Here is a 21,278-nt window from a genome sequence, read left to right on the forward strand (position 1 = left end):
GTGGTGTACTTCACAACCTTGGAAGCGTATGCACGTCAAGGGTGTGAATCCAGACGATGCATCTAATGGTTCCGCATGTGGCGGTCACGCAACAGGACAGTGCAAGTCGTCTCAAACTTGAACGGAGCGGATCAGCCGACGCTGAGAGCGGGGCGGGGGGTGGCAAGTGGCGCGAGGCCGGGGCTCGGGTTCGCGCCGACCAATGATGACGTGGGGGAGAAGGGCATGGTTTCATCGCGGCTCGCGAGGATCCTGTCATGCACCGCCTTGGGTGGCGGCTGCTTACTGACCGCTTCGCAGGCGTCTGCGGCGTGCGACAATTTCGCGCCGGTGAGCGGTCAGACGGTGACCTGCTCGACGTCGGCGCCGAATCCCTCGCCCACGGGTGTGCAGGCCGCGGCCGGCAGCTCCAACGTCACGGTGAACGTGCAGCAGGGTTCAGGCATCACGCCGGGCGCCGGAGCGACCGCGATCGGTCTCGTCTCCAACAGCACCGCCACCAACAACGGCACGCTGACGATCAGCGGTGGCGGCACCGGCGTCTTCGGCAGTGCCGACGGCAATGTCTTCACCAACGGCACGTCGGGCGTGATCACGACCACCGGCGCCGGCAGCAATGCGATCGCCGCCAGCAGCAACGGCAACACACTTGTTAACAACGGCACGATCACGACGCAGAACGGCACTTCGCGCGGCCTTGCCATCACGGGTCTTACGCAGCACAGCAACAATACGCTGATCAATACCGGGACGATCACCACCCAGGGCCCGCAGTCGCACGGCATGTATGTGCAGACCGGCGACAACAACACCTTCAACAATAGCGGCACCATCACCACAGCGGGGGCGGGCGCGCGTGCCATCTTCTCCGCCGGACAATTCGTCAGCATCACCAATACCGGCACGCTGCTGACGACCGGCGGCGATGCCGGCGGCACCCCCAACAACACCGTCTTCATGCAAGGCAATGCCGGCGTGCTGCGCAACAGCGGTACGATCGAGGCGCGCGGCGTCAATGCCGACGGCGTGTTCTCCAACACCGCCGGATCGTCGTTCACCGCCCGCATCGAAAACCTCGCCGGCGGCAAGATCATCAGTCAGGCGGGGCCCGCGATCCGCACGCTCAACGGCGCCACCACCATCGTCAATGCCGGCCTGATCGCCGGCAACAGCGGCACCGCGGTCGCGGGCGGCGGCGGTGCCGTGACGATGATCCTGCAAACCGGCTCGCAGATCGTCGGCCTTGCCGACGGCGGCGGCAGCAACAACCAGGTGCGGCTGCAAGGCAGCGGCACAGTGAACAATGCCTTCACACGATTCCAGACGCTGACGATGGAAGGCAATGACTGGACCTGGGCCGGCACCGGCACCTTCGCCAACACCTTCATCAACAGCGGCTCGCTGACGCTGCAGACGTCGCTGACCGGCAATGTGTCGATCGCGGCCGGCACCAGCCTGCTCGCCGGCAACGGTGCCAATCCGTCGATTACGCCGTTTCCGGGCGGGCCGCCGATCACCGTCACCAATGCCGGCGTCATCAACCTGACCAATGGCGGCGCCACGGCGGCGAACAGCCTGACGATATCAGGCAACTATGTCGGCAGTGGCGGCGGCCTCTATCTGCGCACCGTGCTCGGCGGCGACGGTTCGCCGTCGGATCGTCTCGTGATCTCCGGCGGCAATGCGTCGGGCTCGACCGCCGTGACCGTCACCAATGCCGGTGGCGCGGGCGCGCTCACCGCCGCCGACGGAATCATGGTGGTGCAGGCCGTCAACGGCGGCACCACGGCGCCGGGCGCATTCGGCCTCTCCAACGCCGTCGTCGCCGGCGCGCACGAATATCTGCTGTTTCGCGGTGGCGTCTCCGCCGGCAGCGCCGACAATTGGTACCTGCGCTCGACGCTGTTGCCCGGCACGGCGTCGCCTGCGCCACCGGCTGCGCCCGCACCGGCGCCGCCATCATCGCCGGGCGTGGTGCCGCCACCCGCAGGCCTGCCCGCGGAGGACCTGTCGTCGCTGACGCCGCCGCCCGCGGGCGCTGCGCCGGTCGAGCTCTACCGCGAGGAAGTCGCGGTCTATTCGGCGCTGCCGCAGGTGGCGCAGAAGCTTGGGCTTGCGACGCTCGGCACCTTCCATCAGCGCCAGGGCGATCAGGGCTTGCTGACCAGCGGCGGCGAACGGCCGGCGGCGTGGGCGCGCGCCTATGGCTCGCACGCTTCGCAGGGCTGGGCCGGCACGGTCAGCCCCTCCTTCGACGGCACCATGGCCGGCGTGCAGGTCGGCGTCGACGTCTTCCGCTTTCAGTCCGCGCCCGAGCATCATGATCGCGCCGGCTTCTTCTATGCGTATGGCTGGGCCAGCGGCACTATCAACGGCTTCGCGCTCGGCAGGAACGACGTCCGCACCGGCACGCTGTCAATCGACAGCCAGAATGTCGGTGGCTACTGGACCCATATCGGCCCCTCGGGCTGGTATGTCGACGCCGTGCTGATGGGCAGCTTCTACGGCGCAAGTCCGCAGTCGGATCGCCAGGTCGGCGCGCGGGTGTCGGGCACCGGCGTCGCGGCGTCGCTCGAAGCCGGCGTGCCGATCCCGCTGAACCGTTTCCTTGCGATCGAGCCGCAGGCGCAGTTGATCTGGCAGCGCCAGTCGTTCGACAGCTTCAACGACATCTTCTCCAGCGTCGCGCCCGGCAGCGCCGATACGCTGACCGGCCGGCTCGGCGTGCGCATTCCCGCGACCTTGACCGCCGGCACATCCGAACTGCGTCCCTATCTCGAAGCCAATCTCTGGCACACCGCCGGCAACGACCGCAGCATCGCCTTCGCGACAACCGATCTGATCGGCGTGCAAAGCCGCGGCACCGCGGTTGAAGTCGGTGCCGGCTTCGCCGCGCAGCTCAATCGTGCCGTCAGCGCCTATGCGAGCATGGGCTACACGACCTCGGTGGACAGCATCCACCGCGAGGACATCACCGGCCGGCTCGGCCTTCGCGTCAGCTGGCAATGATGCCGCGCGCGTGGAGCCGGCGGGCAACCCAAGCCATTGTCTCCGCAGCACAATAGCGCTAAACCATGAGCCATCCGTGCCAGCGGAACATGCGGCGGCGTTCGGTCCGTTTCGGGCCTGATGCCGGGACGCAACCCAAGGCTTGATGCACGCTCGCCTGTCGGGACATTGGACGATAGCCTGTCCCGAGAGCGATTCGACGAGGTTTTTGACAGCATGACCATCCGCCTGCATCGCGGCGACCTGCCCGATCTCACTCGCTACACCGACTCCGTTGCGATCGACACCGAGACCATGGGACTGCATCCGCATCGCGACCGGCTCTGCGTGGTGCAGATGTCGAACGGCGACGGCACCGCCGACGTGATCCAGATTCCGAAGGGCCACACCGATTCGCCGAACCTGAAGTCGCTGCTCGCCAATCCCAAGGTCACCAAGATCTTCCATTTTGCGCGGTTCGACGTCGCGGTGCTCTACAACACCTTCGGCGTGATGCCGAAGCCGGTCTATTGCACCAAGATCGCCTCGCGCCTGTCGCGCACATACACCGACCGCCACGGCTTGAAGGATCTGGTGCGCGAGGTGCTGAACGTGGAACTGTCGAAGCAGCAGCAGTCGAGCGACTGGGGTGCGGAGAGCCTCAGCGAGGCCCAGCTCGCCTACGCCGCGTCCGATGTGCTGCATTTGCATGCGCTGCGCGAAAAATTGAATGTGATGCTGGCGCGCGAGGGACGCACGGATCTCGCCCAGGCGTGCTTCGATTTCCTCCCCGCCCGCGCCAGGCTCGATCTCGACGGCTGGGAGGCCGAGGACATCTTCGCCCATTCATGATTTCGCCCATTAATGATGGGCGCCGGATTCATCGCGCCGGGAGCAATTCCGCCCCGTTTCGGCCAAACTGTTCACGCGTGGTCTCCCGCGGGGCGCGACGCGAGGTCCGGGCTGCATATTTGGGCGGCTCCGGCTAGGATAGGGGCAATTTCGTGCCTCTGGAGCTCAGGTGAATTCGGTACAGAATCCAGCCTATGTGACGGGCCTCGAGGCGCGCTTTGCCGCCGCCGCGCGGCACAGCCGCATGGTGCGGATCCTGCGCGTCGCGGTGCCTGCGGTGGTGGGGCTGGCGATGACCTTGCTGCTCTACATCGCAGTCTTCAATCCCTTCCGCGAAATGATCCCGAAGCTGCCGGTCGAGATGGATAATCTCGTGGTGTCGGGCACCAAGATCACGATGGAATCGCCGCACATCGCCGGCTTCTCGACCGACGGGCGGCCCTATGAGATGTGGGCCAAGGCGGCGATCCAGGACGTCACCGATCCTGATCACGTCGAGCTGAAGACGATCCGCGCCAAGGTCGCGCAGCAGGATCAGTCGACCGTGACGATGGATGCGCGCACCGGCTTCTTCGACAACAAGAAGCAACTGCTCGACCTGCGCCAGGACATCTTCCTGCAGTCGTCCACCGGCTATGAAGCGAAACTGACGCAGGCCTTCGTCGACATCAACAAAGGCAACGTGACGTCGGACGAGCATGTCGACGTCAAGCTGCTGCAGGGCACGCTGACATCGGACCGGCTCAGGATCTACAATAGCGGCGAGCTCGTGCGGTTCGAAGGCAATGTCGTGATGTATCTCGACAAGCTCGGCGACAACGATGCGAGCCCGCCGACCGAGCCCGCTCCACCTCCGCCGCCTCCGAAGGCGCGCAAATCCGCCAACACGAAATGATTTTGATGATGAGACGTTTTCCGCACGGCACGGCAATTGCCGCCCTTCTGCTCGCACTGTTCGCAGCGGGCGCTGCGTCCGCGCAGGGCTCGATGTCAGGCGTTCCCAACGCCATGCAGGGCTTCTCGCAGAACCGCGACCAGCCGATCCAGATCGAGGCTGCCGCGCTCGAAATGCGCGACAAGAAAAAGGAGGCGACCTTCTCCGGCAATGTGAAGGTCGTGCAGGGCGACACCACCATGACCTCGAAAGTGCTGGTGGTGTTCTACGAGGATAAATCGAGCCAGACGCCGGCGCCTGCTCCGACCGCCACCAAGGGTGCCGCCGCCAAGGGCAGCGCGCCGATGCAGTCGGCGACGCCCGGCCCCGGCGGCGCGTCCTCGATCAAGCGGCTGGAGGCGAAGGGCAATGTCGTGGTGACCCAGAAGGACCAGATCGTCACCGGTGAGACCGCGATCTTCGACACCAAGACCAATCTGATCACCATGCTCGGTGGCGGCGGCGGCCAGGTGGTGCTGACCCAGTGCCAGAACGTGCTGCGCGGCGACCGCCTGCTGGTCGACATGACCACCGGCGTCTCGCGGGTGGAATCCGACAATGGCAAGGTGCAGGGCCTGTTCATCCAGTCGCAGGGCGGACAGAACGGCAAAGGCGGCTGCGGAACGCCGGCCGCCCCCGGCACAGCTCCGGCCGCCCCGTCGCCGCTTCAGCTGATCCCCGGCAACAAGCCCAAATAGGCGGCCAAGTAAGCTTCACGTAAGGTCCAGCAGAATCAATCGGTTAGATAATATTTTGCGGCCGCGAGGTTGAAGCGCGCGGGGTGAGACTGTATCTACTGCTGCGGCCCGGCCGAACGTGCGCCTCGAGGGGGACTTGCGTTGGCCGGGACAGGGGCATCCATTCATTCAAGGCGCGGGTGATCGCGCTTTGCCGTGTTGTTCGAGCATGATCTCCGCGCAAACGCGTCCGCTTTTGCCGCGAGGAAAGGCCGGTATCCGGTTTTCCGGTTTATGCTTGCGGGTTCGCGTGCGAATCGTTTGGTGCGCGGGCAAAGTCGCGGGATCACCGTGAAAGGCTGAAGCGAAGCGGGGATGGTGGATTTTCTCGGCATGTTCCGGCGGCGCCCTGCGAAACGCAGTACCGGATTTGCGCGCTCGCATGACGACATCACGGCGCTCGGCGACCAGTTCGGCGAGATGATGACGTCGCCGGTGCGCGACGCGCCGCCGATGGCGCGCGCCGCCTCGGCTCCCGCGGTCGAGCTGCCGCGATCCCAACCCGCAGCAGCGCCGGCTCCGGCGCGCGCGAGACCCGCCAGGAACAGCGCGCCTGCTGCGCCGCAGCTGATCAAGCGGCCGGGCTATCTGGCTGTGCATAGCGTGGAAAAGAGCTTCGGCAGCCGCCAGGTCGTGCGCGGCGTCAGCATCTATGTGCGCCGCGGCGAGGCGGTCGGCCTGCTCGGGCCGAACGGCGCCGGCAAGACCACCGTGTTCTACATGATCACCGGCTTGATCAAGGCCGATCGCGGCGCGATCGAGCTCGACGGCCACGACGTCACCAAGCTGCCGATGTATCAGCGCGCGCGCCTCGGCATCGGCTATCTGCCGCAGGAAGCCTCGATCTTCCGCGGCCTCTCGGTCGAGCAGAACATCCGCGCCGTGCTCGAGGTGGTCGAGCCCTCGAAGAAGAAGCGCGAGCACGAGCTGGATTCGCTGCTCGACGAATTCAACATCACGCGGCTGCGCAAGAGCCCGTCGATCGCGCTGTCCGGCGGCGAGCGCCGCCGCGTCGAGATCGCGCGCGCACTGGCGACGCGCCCCAACTACATGCTGCTCGACGAGCCGTTCGCCGGCATCGATCCGATCGCGGTCGGCGACATCCAGGACCTCGTTCGCCATCTCACCAACCGCGGCATCGGCGTGTTGATCACCGACCACAATGTCCGCGAGACGCTCGGACTGACCGACCGCGCCTACATCGTCTATGCCGGTGAGATCTTGACTGAGGGAAGCCCGGAGGAGATCGTTAATGATCCCGATGTACGTCGGCTTTACCTTGGCGAGGAATTCCGCCTGTAGCGCTATTTTCCTGTCCGTCAAGCCGTGTACAACGGCTTCGGACTAAGATAAGCAAGAATCGAGCCAACTTTTGGAATCGATCTTGCCTCCATGGCGCTGACGCAAAGACTAGAGTTCCGCCAGTCGCAGTCGCTGGTGATGACGCCGCAGCTGATGCAGGCGATCAAGCTGCTGCAACTGTCGAACCTGGACCTGTCGGCCTTCGTCGAGGAAGAGCTGGAGCGCAATCCGCTGCTCGAGCGGGCGGCCGATGGGCCGGAGCCGCCGGTCGCGGGCGAGCCGGCCCTGGAGCGGCCGGATTACGACGATTCCGACGGTTCCAGTAGCTACGGGGACGATGGCGACCACGCCGACATGGCCGCAGGCTCCGGCGGCGAGGCCGCCTTTGAGCCCGGCCAGGAGGAATGGCTGAACCGCGACCTCGGCACCCGCGCCGAGATCGAGCAGACGCTCGACACCGGGCTCGACAACGTGTTCTCCGAGGAGCCGGCGGAAGCTGCAGCGCGCGCCGCGCAGGACGCTCCGCCGTCGGTCTACACCGAATGGGGCGGCGGCGCCTCGAGCGACGACGAGTACAATCTCGAAGCCTTCGTGGCGGCCGAGCTGACGCTCGCCGATCATCTCGCCGAACAGCTCGCGGTGGCGTTCTCGGCGCCGGCGCAGCGCATGATCGGGCAGTACCTGATCGACCTGGTCGACGACGCCGGCTACCTGCCGGCCGATCTCGGCCAGGCCGCCGAGCGGCTCGGTGCATCGCAGCAAGCGGTCGACGAGGTCGTCGCCGTGCTGCAAAAATTCGATCCGCCGGGCGTCTGCGCGCGAAACCTGAGCGAGTGCCTGGCGATCCAGCTGCGCGAACTCGATCGCTACGATCCGGCGATGCAGGCGCTGGTCGAGCATCTCGACCTGCTCGCCAAGCGCGACATCGCAGGCCTGCGAAAGCTGTGCGGCGTCGACGACGAAGACATCACCGACATGATCGCGGAGATCCGCCGGCTCGATCCGAAGCCGGGTCTGAAGTTCGGCACCTCGCGGACGCAAACCATGGTGCCCGACGTCTATGTGCGTCCGGGTCCCGATGGCGGCTGGCACGTCGAGCTCAACAGCGACACTCTGCCGCGCGTCCTGGTGAACCAGACCTATTACGCTGAGTTGTCGAAGACGATCCGCAAGGACGGTGACAAGTCGTACTTCACCGACTGCCTGCAGAACGCGACCTGGCTGGTGCGCGCGCTCGATCAGCGCGCCCGCACCATCCTGAAGGTCGCGACCGAAATCGTTCGCCAGCAGGATGGTTTCTTCACCTACGGCGTCGCGCATTTGAGGCCGCTCAATCTGAAAGCGGTCGCGGATGCGATCCAGATGCATGAATCGACGGTGTCGCGCGTCACCGCCAACAAATATATGGCGACCAATCGCGGCAGTTTTGAATTGAAGTATTTTTTCACCGCGTCGATCGCGTCCGCCGACGGCGGCGAGGCGCATTCGGCGGAGGCGGTGCGTCACCACATCAAGCAATTGATCGACGGCGAGGCGCCGTCGGCGATCCTCTCGGACGACACGATCGTGGAACGTTTGCGCGCCTCGGGCATTGATATCGCCCGTCGCACCGTCGCGAAGTACCGCGAGGCGATGCGGATACCATCCTCGGTGCAGCGCCGCCGTGACAAACAGAGCATGCTTGGTAATGCCCTTTCGGCTCCTGCCTCCTCGTCCGACCGGTCGCGCGACACAGCCCCCGTTTAGGCTACTTCTTGAGCATTGCCCCGTCCAAGTCCGGACTAGTCCATGCGCTCGTTGCGTTCGCGCCAAATCGCGATAGTCTCAATCTTTCCAAGTGAGCTTTCCTTTCCAAGTGAACTTACCAGGTGAAGCGTCGTCCAGAGAAGGAGGAGACCGGAAGCCAGCAAGCACCATGCTCCTGCAAGAGTGATCGAGGCATCCAGCAATTGAGGCATCAAATGACCCTTCGAATCTCGGGAAAGAGCATCAGCATCGGCGAGGCGCTCCGCGACCGCGTCAGCGAGCGCACCAACGAGGTCCTGCGAAAGTATTTTGATGGCAACTATTCCGGTCACATCACGCTGAGCAAGGATGGCTTCGGCTTCCGAACCGACTGCGCGCTGCATCTTGATTCCGGCATCACGCTGGAAGCCGAATCCAACGCTGCCGACGCCTATGCCAGCGCGGACGCCGCGCTCTTGATGATCGAGAAGCGCCTGCGTCGCTACAAGAGCCGGCTCAAGGACCGCTCGGCCCGCAAGGCCTATGCTGCGAGCGCAGCGCTCGCCGAATTGAACGGCGTCGGACTCGACGCGCCGAGCTACGTCATCGAGGCGCCGGAGAACGAGGACGAGGTCACCGAATACAGCCCGGTGATCATTGCCGAGGCAACCACCGCGCTGAAACGGCTTTCGGTCAGCGAAGCCGTGATGGAGCTCGATCTGTCCGGCGCCTCCTGCCTGGTGTTCCAGCATGGCGGCAGTGGCCGGTTGAACATCATATACCGCCGTACGGACGGCAATGTCGGCTGGGTCGACCCGCCCGCGGTGAGCCCCTGAGGATAGTTGGCAGATGGCATTGACGTCCGAAGCCGGCCCTGCTTATGGTCCGCCGCCTCCAGCAATACGGGGGCGGAACAGGGTTTGCAGGTGTTGGCACCGCCGATACGTTGGAGTAGAAGCCCTGCCAAACGGACCCGGGCTAAGCCCGCATCCCACCTCATCTTCTTGACGCCGCCGCTGTAAAGCCTATTTCGCAACCTGACGGTCATTCACCTCGGAACGTCCCAATGCCGATTACCGATTTGGTCGCACCCGAGGCGATTCTCCCGGCTCTAAAAGTCATCAGCAAGAAGCAGGCGCTGCAGGAACTCGCCGCGCGAGCGGCGGCTTTGACCGGGCAGAACGAACGCGCCATCTTCGAGGTGCTGCTGCAGCGCGAGAAGCTCGGCACCACGGCGGTGGGCTACGGCGTCGCCATTCCGCACGGCAAGCTGCCGAAGCTCGAAAAGCTGTTCGGCTTCTTCGCCCGCCTCGAGCGCCCGATCGATTTCGAGGCGATGGACGGCCAGCCGGTCGACCTGATCTTCCTGCTGCTGGCGCCCGAAGGGGCCGGCGCCGACCACCTCAAGGCGCTGGCGCGGATCGCCCGCCTGCTGCGCGACCAGGACGTCGCCAAGAAGCTGCGGGCCTCGCGCGACGCGCAGGCGATCTACTCGGTGCTGGCGCTGCCGCCGGCAAGCGCGGCATAATCACTCGGCGCTCGCGCACGTCATTCGCGCAACTGTCATCAGGGCATAGTCGGTTCGTCACGCGTCGGCGCACGCCAATGCGTTGTCGAACTCAGCAGATCGTCGGCAGCAGACGGCGGACCTCGTCGAGCAGGTCCGGAACAGACTTCTCGTCGTCAGCGAGATGCCGGAGCAGCGCGCTCTGGAACAGGCCGTCGAACAGCGCGTAGAGCGCAGCCGGCGACGATGCCGGGCGCGTGTTGCCGAGCTCGGCGTAGCGCGTGGCGATGCGCCAGATCATCGCCTCCAGGCTCTTGTCGATCTCGAGCACGTCCTTGCGAAACGCGGGTTCGAACATCGCCTGCGAGCGCAGATCGTACCAGAGCCGGTGCATGCGCGCCTCGTTCTCGAGCGTTGCCGCGAGCTTGGCGAGGAAGCCTTCGGTCAATTCGTCGCGGCTTCGTGCCGTCGCCACCACCTCGTCATAGCGCGTCACGCATTTCGCCTTGTAGTGACGGACGCAGCAGCAGATCAGATCGAGCTTGTCACTGAAATAGTAGTGAAACACGCCGTGCGTGAATGCGGAATTCTGCGCGATCTCGCGAAGGCTGGTGCGGGCGAAGCCTAGCTCGCCAAGCGTTTCCAGCGCGGCCTCGGCAAGCTCGATGCGCCGTGCGTTGAACTTCTCGTCGCGCAGCGTCTCGGCCGCTACAGCCACGCGCTGGGCCGCTCCTGTCGCTTGCCGCGCCATCTCGTGCCTTTCCTCTGTCTTCCCTTCGACGACTATACCGCGGCGACCGCGGCGCGCTCCATCCCTTCACATCATTCTCTTTGACACTTGTCAAATTCTGACTTGACAAGTGTCAAGTTCCTGGACGAGGGTTGGGCAAATAATTTGGACAACCGTCAAGACGGCTGACCAATCGACAAAACAGGAGGAAATGCACCGCCGGGCGCGCCAACGCTGCGCTCGCCGACGCCGGCCGCGACCACTAATGCGCTTTAAATGCGCGCTCTGCTGGCCCGCGTTGCACCCGTCAATCACCAAGCGAAGGGAGGATACGTCATGAGTGGGAAGAGCCTTGAAGGCAGGAAAGCCCTGGTCACCGGCGGCGCCCGGGGGATTGGCGCGGCGATCGCGCAGGCGCTGGCGCGGTCCGGCGCCGCGGTCATGATCGGCGATATCCTCGATGACGCCGGCAAGGCCAGCGCAGCCGAGATCGCCAAGGCCGGCGTGAAATCCGGCTTCGTCAAGCTCGACGTCACCGACGACGCGCAATGGGAGAGGGCCGCCGCCGCAACGGTCGAAAGCCTCGGCGGCTTCGATATCCTGATCAACAATGCCGGCATCGAGATCACCTCGCTGGTCGCCGACATCAAGGCCGAGGACGCGCGCCGCATGTGCGACGTCAACATCGTCGGCACCGTGCTCGGCATGAAGCACGCCTTCCGCGCGATGCGGCCGGGGGGCGCCGCGGGCAAGGGCGGCGCGGTGGTCAATATCGCGTCCGTCGCCGCGACGATCGCCTTCCCGAGCATCGCCGTGTACTCCGGCACCAAATCCGCAGTCGACCGCATGACCCGCGTCGGCGCAATGGAAGCCGGCAAGCTCGGCTACGGCGTGCGCGTCAACTGCATCTATCCCGGCCTGATCCCGACCGACATGGGCCTGCAGCTCGCCAACGACATCGTGAAGATCGGTCTCGCGCCCGACGTCAACGCCGCGGTCGGCTCGGTGGTGGAGCAGACGCCGCTCGGCAAGCTCGCGGAGGTCTCCGACATCGCCGACGCCGCCGTGTTCCTGTGCTCGAACGACGCCCGCTTCATCACCGGCATCGGCCTGCCGGTCGATGGCGGCATGGGCATGTAGCAACAACGCCGACAACAAGCATTTCGGAGGAACGCAATGAGCGACAAGAAGCCCGTCATTGTCTATGGCGCGTCCGGCTACACCGGCCGGCTGGTCTGCGAATATCTGCGCGAGTACAACATCCCCTTCATCGCCGCCGGCCGCAGCGCCGAGAAGCTCGACGCGGCGATGAAGTCGAACGTGGCCGGCATCGAGACCGCCGACTACGAGGTGGTGACGGTGCCGCACACCGTGGCCGCGCTGACCGAATTGTTCAAGGGCGCCGCGGTGGTGCTCAACACCGTGGGCCCGTTCGCCAAGTTCGGCGTCGAGGTGGTGCAGGCCTGCCTCGCTGCCAAGTGCCACTACACCGACACCACCGGCGAGCAGGATTGGCTGATTACGCTCGAGCAGGAGTTCAGCGCGAAGTTCGCCAATGCCGGCCTGCTGCTGGCGCCGGGCATCGCGCAGATGTACACCACCGGCGAGATCGCCGCGCAGCTGTGCCTGGAGACGCCCGGCCTCGATACGCTCGATATCGCCGTGTTCTGGGGCGGCAGCCCGACCATCGCCTCGACGCAGACCATCCTGGTCAACGCCGCGATGGCCAAGGCGTACTACCTGGAGCAGAACAAGTACGTCGAGCATCAGCCCGATGCCGGCCTCTACAACCTCGTCATCCCCGGCCAGCACGAGCTGGCGCTGGCGCTGCCCTGGGGCGGCACCTCGCACCCGGTGTGGTTCAAGCGCGATCCGCGCGTGGCCAATGTGAAGGTGCTGGGCGGCGTGTTCAATCGCGCGCTGATGCTGGGCGTGCCGCAGATCGTCGCCGCCGCGCTGGAGGCGACCAAGGACATGAAGCCTGACGAGCGCTACGCCGCGCTGGCGCAGACCGCGGCCGGCGTGATGAACACCATGCCGCCGCGCGAGAACCCGCGCGTCAACAAGTCGATGGACTCGGTGTATGCCTCCGGCCCGCTGGGGCGCGCGCACTGCGTCATCTACGGCAACTGCAACTACAAGCAGACCGGCATGCTGCAGGCCTTTGCGGCGGCCTATCTGCTGCAGCAGCCGCCCAAGCGCGTCGGCTTCGCCTCCGGCTGCCAGGCGTTCGGCCATCACGAGCTGCTCGGGCAATTGCGCAGCTTCGGCCTGGTCGGCAAGCCGGTCCTGACCGTGCACGATTGAGCTCGAGCCCCGATCGGATCGGGGCTCGACACTCCGTTCCCTGAAGCGTTTTCGTCAAGCGGAACCGGTACCTGCCTTGCTCGAAAGCGCACTATCCGCGGGTGACGCAGTCGCGCGTCACCCGCGCCCTCTCGCGAGGCCGCCATGCGCTTCATCGATTACCTCGACAAGGGTGCCTCGCTCGGCGCCGACGCGCCGTGCCTCACCCTGGATGGACGCGACCTCAGCTACGGCGAGGTGCAGCGGCTGAGCTACCGGATCGCGCGCGGGCTCGAGCGGTCGGGCATCGCTCCCGGCGAGAAGGTCGCCATCCTGTCCGGCAACGATCCGCTCGCTTTCGCCTGCGTGTTCGGCATCTCGCGCGCCGCGGCGGTATGGTGCCCGATCAATCCGCGCAACGAAGCAACCGAGAACAAGTTCATCCTCGACCAGTTTGATTGCAGCCTGCTGCTGTTTCATTCGAGCTTTGCGCCGATGGTCGAAGCCGTCAGGCAGGAGCTGCCCAAGCTGCGTACCCTGGTCTGCCTCGATACCGAGCTGTCGTTCGCACCGTCGTTCGACCGCTGGCTCGGCGGGCTCGCCGATGATGTCTTTCAGCGCGAGACGATCGACGATCTCGCGATGATCCCGGGCACCGGCGGCACCACCGGCAAGCCCAAGGGCGTGATGCTGTCGGGGCGCAACATCGAGGCAATGACCGCACTCACCCTGATGGGCTACCCGTTCAAGGGCCGTCCGATCTATCTCGCGCTGGCGCCGTTGACGCATGCTGCCGGGGTGCTGTGTTTTCCGATCATGACGCTCGGCGGCCGCGTCGTGATCATGCACCACCCTGACATCGGCGAGTTCCTGGCGCTGATCGAGCGCTATCGCGTCACCCACACCTTCCTGCCGCCGACCGTGATCTACATGCTGCTCGATCATCCCGGGCTCGATGCGGCCGATCTCACCTCGCTGCAATGCTTCTGGTATGGCGCGGCGCCGATCTCGGCCACGCGGCTTGCGGAAGCCCTGACGCGGATCGGACCGATGGCGCAGCTGTTCGGCCAGACCGAGGCGCCGATGATGATCTCGATGATGCCGCCCGCCGATCACTACAATGCGGACGGCACGATCGCAATGCAGCGACTGTCGTCGGCGGGGCGGATCGGCCCGCTGGTGCAGGCCGGGATCATGGGTGGCGACGGCAAGCTGTTGCCCGCGGGAGTGCGCGGCGAGATCGTGGTGCGCGGCTCGCTGGTCATGGACGGCTATTACAAGAACCCGGAGGCGACGCGCGAAGCATCAGTGCATGGCTGGCACCACACCGGCGACATCGGCTACATCGACGGCGACGGCTATCTCTACATCGTCGACCGCGCCAAGGACATGATCATCACCGGCGGCTTCAACGTCTATTCGATCGAGGTCGAGAACGCGTTGCGGGCGCACGAGGCGGTGCAGGACTGCGCCGTGATCGGGCTGCCCGACGACAAATGGGGTGAGCGCATCGTTGCCGTGGTGCAGCCGCGCGCCGGCCACACGATCGATGCGACGGCGCTCGCCGCCTTCGTCAAGCAGCAGATCGGCAGCATCAAGACGCCGAAGCAGATCGAGGTCTGGGACGATCTTCCGCGTTCCAAGGTCGGCAAGGTGCTGAAACCGGACATCCGCGCGCGGCTGACGGAGCACTAGGTCGCTTTCACCTCTTGCCGTACTCGGTGAACACATAGTCGCGGTTCTGCACCACGGTGTGGCAGGCATAGCCGCACTTGGCGTCGTTTTCCTGCGGCGGATTGTCCGTCGTGTTGGCGGGCCTGAACACATCTGTCGCCGCGTCGTACTCGAATGCGCCGTATCCCCAGCCGCCACTATCGGCGAACCTCTTGCTGTCCTTCATCATGAAATCAACGTCGTGCTGGGCACCCGGCACGGTCGGCTGACCGGGATACGCCTCTTGCTTCTTCGGGATCCAGTGAATCTTCGCCATCTTGGCGCCATCGGGGAACGGCTTGCCATTGCCGGGCACGCCGTCCCGGTAGGCGCCGATCATCGCCGGATTGCCCAGGATCACGGCGATCACACCTTCGTTCTCGCTGATCGCGATCACGGACCAGTCCTCGTATCCCCTGAACTCGGAGAATGCGAGCCCATTCGGCACTTGCAGACTGTATTTGTCCTGCGCGGAAAGCGCGACACCGGTCGCCAGGACGGAAATCGACACCGAAGCAACGAGATTGATCAGCGAACTCTTCCGCATGGTCGCATCTCCTTCAATCGATTTGGCGGCGGATAATTCTTGCTGGAAATTCCTTTGTCGCATTGCCATTCACGGGACCGGATTACAGCACGGAATTGCACAGAGCGAAATGGAGCCGCGGCCATGCTCGACTTGGAGTGATCGAAGCCGCGAGCGCCTATTGACAACCGGGTGATGACGCCAGAAGACGGGGTGTGCGCAACATTGTGTGTGCGAACCAGGGATGACTGATGTCCCGCGATTTTCGCCTTGATCGTGTTCCCGTCGACGTCCTCGCCTACGAGCTCGCCGAAGAACGCGCGAGCGCACTCGGTCGGATGGGCCGTGCGCTGGAACAGGCTCTCGCCAAGCTGCGCGAGTTCGATGCCGCGTACCCGAGCGCAGAAGCGCCGGCTTCAACACAACAAGCACGCCGCCTCCTGGTGCGGGAAGCCGGCCATGCGCTCTGGATGTTCGTGGTGCAGCGGGAGGCCTGCGGGTTGCGCAACAATCGCCTGCTGATGCGCGACTACAACGTTCCAGGCGAGGTGCAGCTCAGCATGGGCCCGATGCTCGCCACATCGACCACATCGCCATAAAAAATGCGCGGGCCGCCTCGGTGTCGAGGCATGCCTGCGCATTGAATTCGCGGATGCTGAACTCAGCACCCTATTGGGAAATCTGCGTCAGTGGACGCTGACGGCTTGCAGCTCGTTGCTCCAGGCGTTCGCGATCGCGGCTTCGCGGCTGTCGGTCAGCATGATCGGCGTGCCGTCGGCGGCATGCAGTGCGAACAGCTTGAGGCCCGGCGCGATCTTGGGCGCCTGCGGAAAGAGATCTGGCACGTCCTCGGAACGGACCTGCTTCACATAGGCGATATGACCCTCGCCCAGATGGGCCAGCGCTTCCGGCGTCACGGCGTCGGATCCGATGGTCGTGGTACTCAGTTCACTCATGGTCTCGACTCCTCAGTCAGATAAGCGGTCGAGTCCGCTCGTTGTTTCTATTATTCGTGCTCATTGATAGCGATTGTCTTAATGACCCGTTCAGGTTCCGGCCTGGCGAGGTCAATCGACAACAACCCGTTCTTCAGATCCGCGCCCAGCACCTGCATCCCCTCCGCCAGCACGAAGGTGCGCTGGAAGTGGCGCGCGGCGATACCGCGATGGATGTATTGCCGAGCCTTGTCGTCCTGCTGACGGCCGCGGATGACGAGCTGATTTTCCTCAATAGTTACATCGAGTTGGTCGCGGGTGAAACCCGCCACCGCCAGCGTGATGCGGAGCCGCTCAGGCTGCCCGTTGGTACGGTCGCACCGCTCGATGTTGTACGGAGGATAGCCGTCGGCGCCCTTCACGACGCGGTCGAGCGCACGCTCGATCTCGTCGAATCCCAGAAGGAACGGACTGGACAACGATGGAACACGAGACATTACAAAGTCCTCTCGAAGCGACTTTGAGGGGCCCTTGCGGCGCCCCATGCAACCGGCGGGCCGTCTGGCCTCCGGTCAGTGAGGGATATGGGGGCGATCTGGATAGCGTTCAAGCAGCCCCGAAACCAGCCTAAACGCCCGCAACATGAGGGTAAATTCTTCCCGATCGGTTACCCGGCGACCCGCTTCCGGCCATCGGCGGTAAAAAGGTGCAGTTTGTCTCGCGGCGCGACGGCCCGGATCCGCTCGCCGATCGCAGGGCCGGTGACGCCGGGAACCCGGACGATCACCTCGCCGGGCGGCAGCTCGCCCGGATTGGCGGCAACCCCCTGCTCCTCGCGCTGGCGGCTGCCATAAACAAAAGTCTCGGCGCCGACATGCTCGATCGCCTCGACCGTCAGGCCGAGCGCCACGCCGCCGGTCGCGGCCTCGCCGGAGATCACGAAATCCTCCGGCCGGATCCCGACGATGCCGGCACCGTCGGCGCCCGCGATCTGGGATTTCAGCTCGTCCGAGCGCAGCGGCATCAGGTTCATCGGCGGCGCGCCGATGAAGGAGGCGACGAAGGTGGTGGCCGGCTTCTGGTAGATCTCCAAGGGATTGCCGATCTGCTCGACCTGGCCGCCATTCATGACCACGAGGATGTCGGCCAGCGTCATCGCCTCGAGCTGGTCGTGGGTGACGTAGATCGAGGTGGTGTTGAGCCGGCGCTGCAGCTTGCGGATCTCGACCCGCATCGCGATGCGCAGCTTGGCGTCGAGGTTCGACAGTGGCTCGTCGAACAGGAACACCTTCGGCTGGCGCACGATGGCGCGGCCCATCGCGACGCGCTGGCGCTGGCCGCCGGAGAGCTGGCGCGGCTTGCGCTCCAGCATCGGCGACAGCTCGAGAACGCGCGCGGCTTCCTCGACCCGGGTCTTGATCTCGGCCTCGGCCATGCCGCGGTTGCGCAGGCCGTAGGCCATGTTGTTGTAGACGCTCATATGCGGATAGAGCGCGTAGTTCTGGAACACCATCGCGATGTCGCGGTCGGCGGGCTCGACCTGGTTGACGACGCGGCCGCCGATGTCGATCTCGCCGCCGGTGATGGTCTCGAGCCCGGCGACCATACGCAGCAGCGTGGACTTGCCGCAGCCGCTCGGGCCGACCAGCACGCAGAACTGGCCGTCGCCGACGTCGACATCGACGCCCTTGATGGCCTCGAAGCCGCCGGGATAGGTCTTGCGGATGCTGCGCAGCGTGACGTTAGCCATGGGTTACTTTTCCGTCTCCACCAATCCGCGCACGAACAGCTTCTGCATCACGACGACCACGAACACCGGCGGCAGCATCGCGAGCAGCGCGGTCGCCATCACGACAGGCCATTCGGTCAGCGCATCGGTCGTGGTGATCATCTTGCGGATGCCGACCTGGATGGTCTGCATGTCGTCGCGCGTGGTGATCAACAGCGGCCAGAGGTACTGATTCCAGCCGAGGATGAACAGGATCACGAACAGCGCGGCCATGTTGGTGCGCGACAGCGGCAGCAGCGTATCCCAGAAGAAGCGGAACGGGCCGGCGCCGTCGATGCGCGAGGCTTCCAGCAATTCATCCGGCACGGTCATGAAGAACTGCCGGAACAACAGCGTCGCGGTGGCCGATGCAATCAGCGGCAGCGACAGGCCGGCATAGCTGTCGAGCAGATGCAGATCGGCGACGATCTTGTAGGTCGGATAGATGCGCACCTCGACCGGCAGCATCAAGGTGATGAAGATGATCCAGAAGATCGCCATCCGGAACGGAAACCGGAAATACACGATCGCGTAGGCCGAGATGATCGAGATCGCGATCTTGCCGACCGCGATCAGGAGCGCCATGACCAGCGAGTTCAGCATCATGTTGAGCACCGGCTCGCGGGTCGAGCCGCTCGTGCCGACAAACAGCGTCTGGTAGTAGGTCTCGAGGAAATGGCCGCCGGGCAGGAGCGACATCTGGCCGTTGGCGATGACGGCGTTGTCCTGGGTCGAGGCGATGATCGCCAGATAAACCGGGAAGGCGACGATCGCGATCCCGATCCACAGGATGATGTGAGCCAGATAGCGCTGGAAGCCCTCTTCCTCGACCATCAGTAGGTCACCTTGCGCTCGACGAAGCGGAATTGGATGCCGGTCAGCACGATGACGATGACCATCAGGATGACCGATTGTGCCGCCGAGGAGCCGAGATTGCCGCCGAGCAGGCCGTCCGTATAAACCTTGTAGACCAGCGTCTCGGTCGCCTTGCCGGGGCCGCCGCGGGTCATGGTGTCGATGATGCCGAAGGTGTCGAAGAAGGCGTAGACGATGTTGATGACCAAGAGGAAGAAGATGGTCGGCGACAGCAGCGGGAAGATCACGGTCCAGAACCGCCGCATCGGACGCGCGCCGTCGATCGCGGCGGCCTCGATCACGCTCTTCGGGATGCTTTGCAGTCCCGCAAGGAAGAACAGGAAGTTGTAGGAGATCTGCTTCCAGGCTGCGGCGAGGATGATCAGGGCTGCGGCCTGGTTGCCGTCGAGCAGCGGATTCCAGTCGATGCCCATGGCGCGCAGATAGCGCGACAGCACGCCGAGCGAGGGATGCAACATGAATACCCAGAGCACGCCGACGACCGGCGGGGCCACCGCATAGGGCCAGATCAAGAGCGTGCGGTAGAGCATCGAGCCGCGCAGAGGCTTGTCGGCCATGACGGCGAGCAGCAGCGCAAACGACAGCGAGGACACCGCGATCGCGAACGAGAACGCGAAGGTCCTGACGATCGCGGCGAAATAGGCCGGGTCCTTGAACAGGTCGAGATAGTTCTCGAACCAGACGAAGCTGGTGGACAGGCCGAAGGCGTCCTGCAGCAGGAAGGACTGGATCACCGCCTGCGCGGCCGGCCAGTAGAAAAAGATCAGGACGATCGCGAGTTGCGGGGCAACCAGCGCGTAGGGCAACAGCTTGGATTGGAAGATCGCTTGCTTTTGCATGATCTCGAAAGAAAGGGGCAGGCCGCGGGCGTGCGGCCTGCCGGGTGCCTAAAGCATGATCCGGACCCGGAGGGCCGCGTTAGCGCAAAGTGCGAAGCGCTTTTTCGGAAGGATCATGCTCAAACAAGAAGCCAAAGCGCGGTGACGATTCAACTCGATCTCATCGCGCTCTAGCGCATCATGTCAGTGAACGGCGGTCTTTTCAAACTGCCGCAGCATCTGGTTGCCGCGCTCGACGGCCGAGTCCAGCGCTTGCTTGGCGGTCTTCTTGCCGGCCAGCGCCTGCTCGATCTCCTCCGACCACATGTCGCGCAGCTGCACCATGTTGCCGAGGCGCAGACCGCGGGAGTTCTCGGTCGGCTCCTTGTTGGTGAGCTCGAGCAGCGGGGTCTCCAGATAGGGCTGGTCCTTGTAGAAGCCCTCTTCCTTGGCCTTGGCGTAGGCCGCCTTGGTGATCGGCAGATAGCCCGAGGCCTTGTGGATCCAGACCTGGCGGTCGGTGTCCGAGAGGAAGGTCAGGAACTTGGCGACGCCCATTGTATTCCTCCGCCGACTTGCCGCCCATGATCCAGAGCGAGGCGCCGCCGATGATCGAGTTCTGCGGCGCGCCCTTGACGTCGGGATAATACGGCATCGGCGCCGCGGTGAAGTTGAACTTGGCCTGGGCCTTGACGTTGCCGAAGAACGCCGACGAGGTCAGGTAGATCGGGCACTCGCCCGAGGTGAAGCGGCCTTCACCGGTGTTGGTGCGGCCGGCATAGTCGTAGGTCTTGTCCTTCTGCAGCTCGACCAGGTTCTCGAGATGCTTGACCTGCAGCGGGCCGTTGAATTCGAGCACGGTGTCGAAGCCGTCGAGGCCGTTGGCCTTGCTGGCGAGGGGCACGTTGTGCCAAGCCGAAAGCTGCTCGAGATTGACCCAGGTGACCCACGAGCCGGAGAAGCCGCAGGTATTGTAGCCGGCCGCCTTCAGCTTCTTGGCGTCCTCGAACACCTGCGGCCAGGTCTTCGGAATCTCCGCGATGTTGGCCTTCTTCAGCGCGTCGAGATTGACCCACATCACGGTCGACGACGAGTTGAAGGGGAATGACAGCATCTCGCCCTTCGAGGTTGAGTAGTAGCCGGTGATCGCGGGCAGATAGACGCTCGGATCGAACTTCTCGCCGGCGTCGGCCATCAGCTTGTAGACCGGCTTCACGGCGCCGGTGGCGGCCATCATCGTCGCGGTGCCGACTTCGAACACCTGCATGATGGCCGGCGCGTTGCCGGCGCGGAACGCGGCGATGCCGGCGTTCATGGTATCGGCGTAGCCGCCCTTGTAGGTCGGGATCACCTTGTAGTCGGACTGCGAGGCGTTGAAGTCGTTGGCCAGCTTGACGATGACGTCATTGTTGGCGCCGGTCATCGCGTGCCACCACTGAATCTCCGTCACCGCAAATGCAGGCGACGCGAATGCAAGCGCGGCGGCCGCTACAGCAGCAGCGCCCAGTCGTCGGAAAATCATCAAAAGCCCCTCCCGGTTGGAACGTCATCTTTCGTTGCGCGCGTTATCAGCGCCGGATG

19 protein-coding genes and 1 pseudogene are annotated in these 21,278 nt (G+C 64.6%); 12 read left to right on the top strand and 8 right to left on the bottom strand.

Annotated features, from left to right (window positions below):
* Positions 1 to 225: 225 nt before the first annotated feature.
* The 8 genes from ACVILL_RS13220 (at position 226) to ptsN (ending at position 10,066) form a co-directional block, all read left to right on the top strand.
* Positions 226 to 3,009 carry an autotransporter family protein gene (locus ACVILL_RS13220; protein ID WP_456729440.1) on the top strand — a complete coding sequence of 928 codons (2,784 nt, stop codon included), beginning with the start codon at positions 226 to 228 and terminating at the stop codon, positions 3,007 to 3,009.
* Positions 3,010 to 3,225: 216 nt separating this feature from the next.
* Positions 3,226 to 3,840: a ribonuclease D gene (locus tag ACVILL_RS13225; protein ID WP_456729441.1), complete on the top strand. Its 615-nt coding sequence runs from the start codon at positions 3,226 to 3,228 to the stop codon at positions 3,838 to 3,840.
* Between the two features lie 169 nt (positions 3,841 to 4,009).
* Positions 4,010 to 4,735 (top strand): LPS export ABC transporter periplasmic protein LptC, encoded by a 726-nt coding sequence (lptC, locus tag ACVILL_RS13230; RefSeq protein ID WP_456729442.1) that lies wholly within the window; start codon positions 4,010 to 4,012, stop codon positions 4,733 to 4,735.
* Complete coding sequence (locus tag ACVILL_RS13235; RefSeq protein WP_456729443.1) at positions 4,732 to 5,472, top strand: LptA/OstA family protein; 741 nt, start codon at positions 4,732 to 4,734, stop codon at positions 5,470 to 5,472. Before lptC ends, ACVILL_RS13235 begins: the two co-directional genes overlap by 4 nt.
* A gap of 354 nt (positions 5,473 to 5,826) precedes the next feature.
* Positions 5,827 to 6,813 (top strand): LPS export ABC transporter ATP-binding protein, encoded by a 987-nt coding sequence (lptB, locus tag ACVILL_RS13240; protein WP_456729444.1) that lies wholly within the window; start codon positions 5,827 to 5,829, stop codon positions 6,811 to 6,813.
* A 90-nt stretch (positions 6,814 to 6,903) separates the two neighbouring features.
* A complete protein-coding gene (rpoN, locus tag ACVILL_RS13245; protein WP_456729445.1) occupies positions 6,904 to 8,559 on the top strand; it encodes an RNA polymerase factor sigma-54 in 1,656 nt (551 codons plus the stop codon).
* A gap of 215 nt (positions 8,560 to 8,774) precedes the next feature.
* On the top strand, positions 8,775 to 9,374 hold the full coding sequence (gene hpf, locus ACVILL_RS13250) for a ribosome hibernation-promoting factor, HPF/YfiA family (RefSeq protein ID WP_456729446.1): 600 nt from the start codon (positions 8,775 to 8,777) through the stop codon (positions 9,372 to 9,374).
* Between the two features lie 230 nt (positions 9,375 to 9,604).
* On the top strand, positions 9,605 to 10,066 hold the full coding sequence (ptsN, locus tag ACVILL_RS13255) for a PTS IIA-like nitrogen regulatory protein PtsN (protein ID WP_456729447.1): 462 nt from the start codon (positions 9,605 to 9,607) through the stop codon (positions 10,064 to 10,066).
* Positions 10,067 to 10,157: 91 nt separating this feature from the next.
* Here ptsN and ACVILL_RS13260 read toward each other — a convergent pair whose 3' ends face one another.
* Positions 10,158 to 10,796, bottom strand: a complete 639-nt coding sequence (locus tag ACVILL_RS13260) for a TetR/AcrR family transcriptional regulator (protein ID WP_456729448.1) — start codon at positions 10,794 to 10,796, stop codon at positions 10,158 to 10,160.
* A 315-nt stretch (positions 10,797 to 11,111) separates the two neighbouring features.
* On the opposite strand from ACVILL_RS13260, the gene ACVILL_RS13265 reads away from it, so the two are divergent.
* From ACVILL_RS13265 to ACVILL_RS13275, 3 genes are all read left to right on the top strand, one after another.
* The gene (locus ACVILL_RS13265; RefSeq protein WP_456729449.1) at positions 11,112 to 11,915 is read left to right on the top strand and encodes an SDR family NAD(P)-dependent oxidoreductase; all 804 of its coding nucleotides are present in this window, start codon (positions 11,112 to 11,114) and stop codon (positions 11,913 to 11,915) included.
* Between the two features lie 36 nt (positions 11,916 to 11,951).
* Complete coding sequence (locus ACVILL_RS13270; RefSeq protein WP_456729450.1) at positions 11,952 to 13,082, top strand: DUF5938 domain-containing protein; 1,131 nt, start codon at positions 11,952 to 11,954, stop codon at positions 13,080 to 13,082.
* Between the two features lie 144 nt (positions 13,083 to 13,226).
* A complete protein-coding gene (locus ACVILL_RS13275) occupies positions 13,227 to 14,756 on the top strand; it encodes an AMP-binding protein (protein WP_456729451.1) in 1,530 nt (509 codons plus the stop codon).
* 7 nt (positions 14,757 to 14,763) lie between these two features.
* On the opposite strand, the gene ACVILL_RS13280 is transcribed toward ACVILL_RS13275, so the two are convergent.
* The gene (locus tag ACVILL_RS13280; RefSeq protein WP_456729452.1) at positions 14,764 to 15,321 is read right to left on the bottom strand and encodes a cytochrome P460 family protein; all 558 of its coding nucleotides are present in this window, start codon (positions 15,319 to 15,321) and stop codon (positions 14,764 to 14,766) included.
* 230 nt (positions 15,322 to 15,551) lie between these two features.
* Here ACVILL_RS13280 and ACVILL_RS13285 point away from each other — a divergent pair, with 230 nt between their 5' ends.
* Positions 15,552 to 15,899, top strand: a complete 348-nt coding sequence (locus ACVILL_RS13285) for a DUF6665 family protein (RefSeq protein ID WP_456729453.1) — start codon at positions 15,552 to 15,554, stop codon at positions 15,897 to 15,899.
* Positions 15,900 to 15,986: 87 nt separating this feature from the next.
* Here ACVILL_RS13285 and ACVILL_RS13290 read toward each other — a convergent pair whose 3' ends face one another.
* The 6 genes and pseudogenes from ACVILL_RS13290 to ugpB all read right to left on the bottom strand — a co-directional run bounded on the left by ACVILL_RS13290 (position 15,987) and on the right by ugpB (position 21,219).
* Positions 15,987 to 16,256: a BQ00720 family protein gene (locus tag ACVILL_RS13290; RefSeq protein ID WP_456729454.1), complete on the bottom strand. Its 270-nt coding sequence runs from the start codon at positions 16,254 to 16,256 to the stop codon at positions 15,987 to 15,989.
* 50 nt (positions 16,257 to 16,306) lie between these two features.
* Positions 16,307 to 16,732, bottom strand: coding sequence for an Hsp20 family protein (locus ACVILL_RS13295; RefSeq protein WP_021082592.1), 426 nt, complete (start codon positions 16,730 to 16,732; stop codon positions 16,307 to 16,309).
* A 170-nt stretch (positions 16,733 to 16,902) separates the two neighbouring features.
* On the bottom strand, positions 16,903 to 17,985 hold the full coding sequence (locus ACVILL_RS13300; RefSeq protein WP_456729455.1) for a sn-glycerol-3-phosphate import ATP-binding protein UgpC: 1,083 nt from the start codon (positions 17,983 to 17,985) through the stop codon (positions 16,903 to 16,905).
* Between the two features lie 3 nt (positions 17,986 to 17,988).
* On the bottom strand, positions 17,989 to 18,837 hold the full coding sequence (gene ugpE / locus ACVILL_RS13305) for a sn-glycerol-3-phosphate ABC transporter permease UgpE (RefSeq protein ID WP_456729456.1): 849 nt from the start codon (positions 18,835 to 18,837) through the stop codon (positions 17,989 to 17,991).
* Positions 18,837 to 19,718, bottom strand: coding sequence for a sn-glycerol-3-phosphate ABC transporter permease UgpA (gene ugpA / locus ACVILL_RS13310; protein WP_456729457.1), 882 nt, complete (start codon positions 19,716 to 19,718; stop codon positions 18,837 to 18,839). Before ugpA ends, ugpE begins: the two co-directional genes overlap by 1 nt.
* 183 nt (positions 19,719 to 19,901) lie before the next feature.
* Positions 19,902 to 21,219, bottom strand: a pseudogene (gene ugpB / locus ACVILL_RS13315) (sn-glycerol-3-phosphate ABC transporter substrate-binding protein UgpB).
* Positions 21,220 to 21,278 lie beyond the last annotated feature (59 nt).

The organism is Bradyrhizobium sp. USDA 3364 (assembly GCF_054056355.1).

Coding starts and splice junctions, on each gene's coding strand:
- ACVILL_RS13290 (WP_456729454.1), bottom strand. CDS start 16,256: ATGAGTGAACTGAGTACCACGACCATCGGATCCGACGCCGTGACGCCG.
- ACVILL_RS13235 (WP_456729443.1), top strand. CDS start 4,732: ATGATTTTGATGATGAGACGTTTTCCGCACGGCACGGCAATTGCCGCC.
- ACVILL_RS13300 (WP_456729455.1), bottom strand. CDS start 17,985: ATGGCTAACGTCACGCTGCGCAGCATCCGCAAGACCTATCCCGGCGGC.
- ACVILL_RS13275 (WP_456729451.1), top strand. CDS start 13,227: ATGCGCTTCATCGATTACCTCGACAAGGGTGCCTCGCTCGGCGCCGAC.
- ACVILL_RS13265 (WP_456729449.1), top strand. CDS start 11,112: ATGAGTGGGAAGAGCCTTGAAGGCAGGAAAGCCCTGGTCACCGGCGGC.
- ACVILL_RS13280 (WP_456729452.1), bottom strand. CDS start 15,321: ATGCGGAAGAGTTCGCTGATCAATCTCGTTGCTTCGGTGTCGATTTCC.
- ACVILL_RS13295 (WP_021082592.1), bottom strand. CDS start 16,732: ATGTCTCGTGTTCCATCGTTGTCCAGTCCGTTCCTTCTGGGATTCGAC.
- ACVILL_RS13260 (WP_456729448.1), bottom strand. CDS start 10,796: ATGGCGCGGCAAGCGACAGGAGCGGCCCAGCGCGTGGCTGTAGCGGCC.
- lptB (WP_456729444.1), top strand. CDS start 5,827: ATGGTGGATTTTCTCGGCATGTTCCGGCGGCGCCCTGCGAAACGCAGT.
- ugpA (WP_456729457.1), bottom strand. CDS start 19,718: ATGCAAAAGCAAGCGATCTTCCAATCCAAGCTGTTGCCCTACGCGCTG.
- ACVILL_RS13270 (WP_456729450.1), top strand. CDS start 11,952: ATGAGCGACAAGAAGCCCGTCATTGTCTATGGCGCGTCCGGCTACACC.
- ACVILL_RS13225 (WP_456729441.1), top strand. CDS start 3,226: ATGACCATCCGCCTGCATCGCGGCGACCTGCCCGATCTCACTCGCTAC.
- ugpE (WP_456729456.1), bottom strand. CDS start 18,837: ATGGTCGAGGAAGAGGGCTTCCAGCGCTATCTGGCTCACATCATCCTG.
- hpf (WP_456729446.1), top strand. CDS start 8,775: ATGACCCTTCGAATCTCGGGAAAGAGCATCAGCATCGGCGAGGCGCTC.
- ptsN (WP_456729447.1), top strand. CDS start 9,605: ATGCCGATTACCGATTTGGTCGCACCCGAGGCGATTCTCCCGGCTCTA.
- ACVILL_RS13220 (WP_456729440.1), top strand. CDS start 226: ATGGTTTCATCGCGGCTCGCGAGGATCCTGTCATGCACCGCCTTGGGT.
- rpoN (WP_456729445.1), top strand. CDS start 6,904: ATGGCGCTGACGCAAAGACTAGAGTTCCGCCAGTCGCAGTCGCTGGTG.
- ACVILL_RS13285 (WP_456729453.1), top strand. CDS start 15,552: ATGTCCCGCGATTTTCGCCTTGATCGTGTTCCCGTCGACGTCCTCGCC.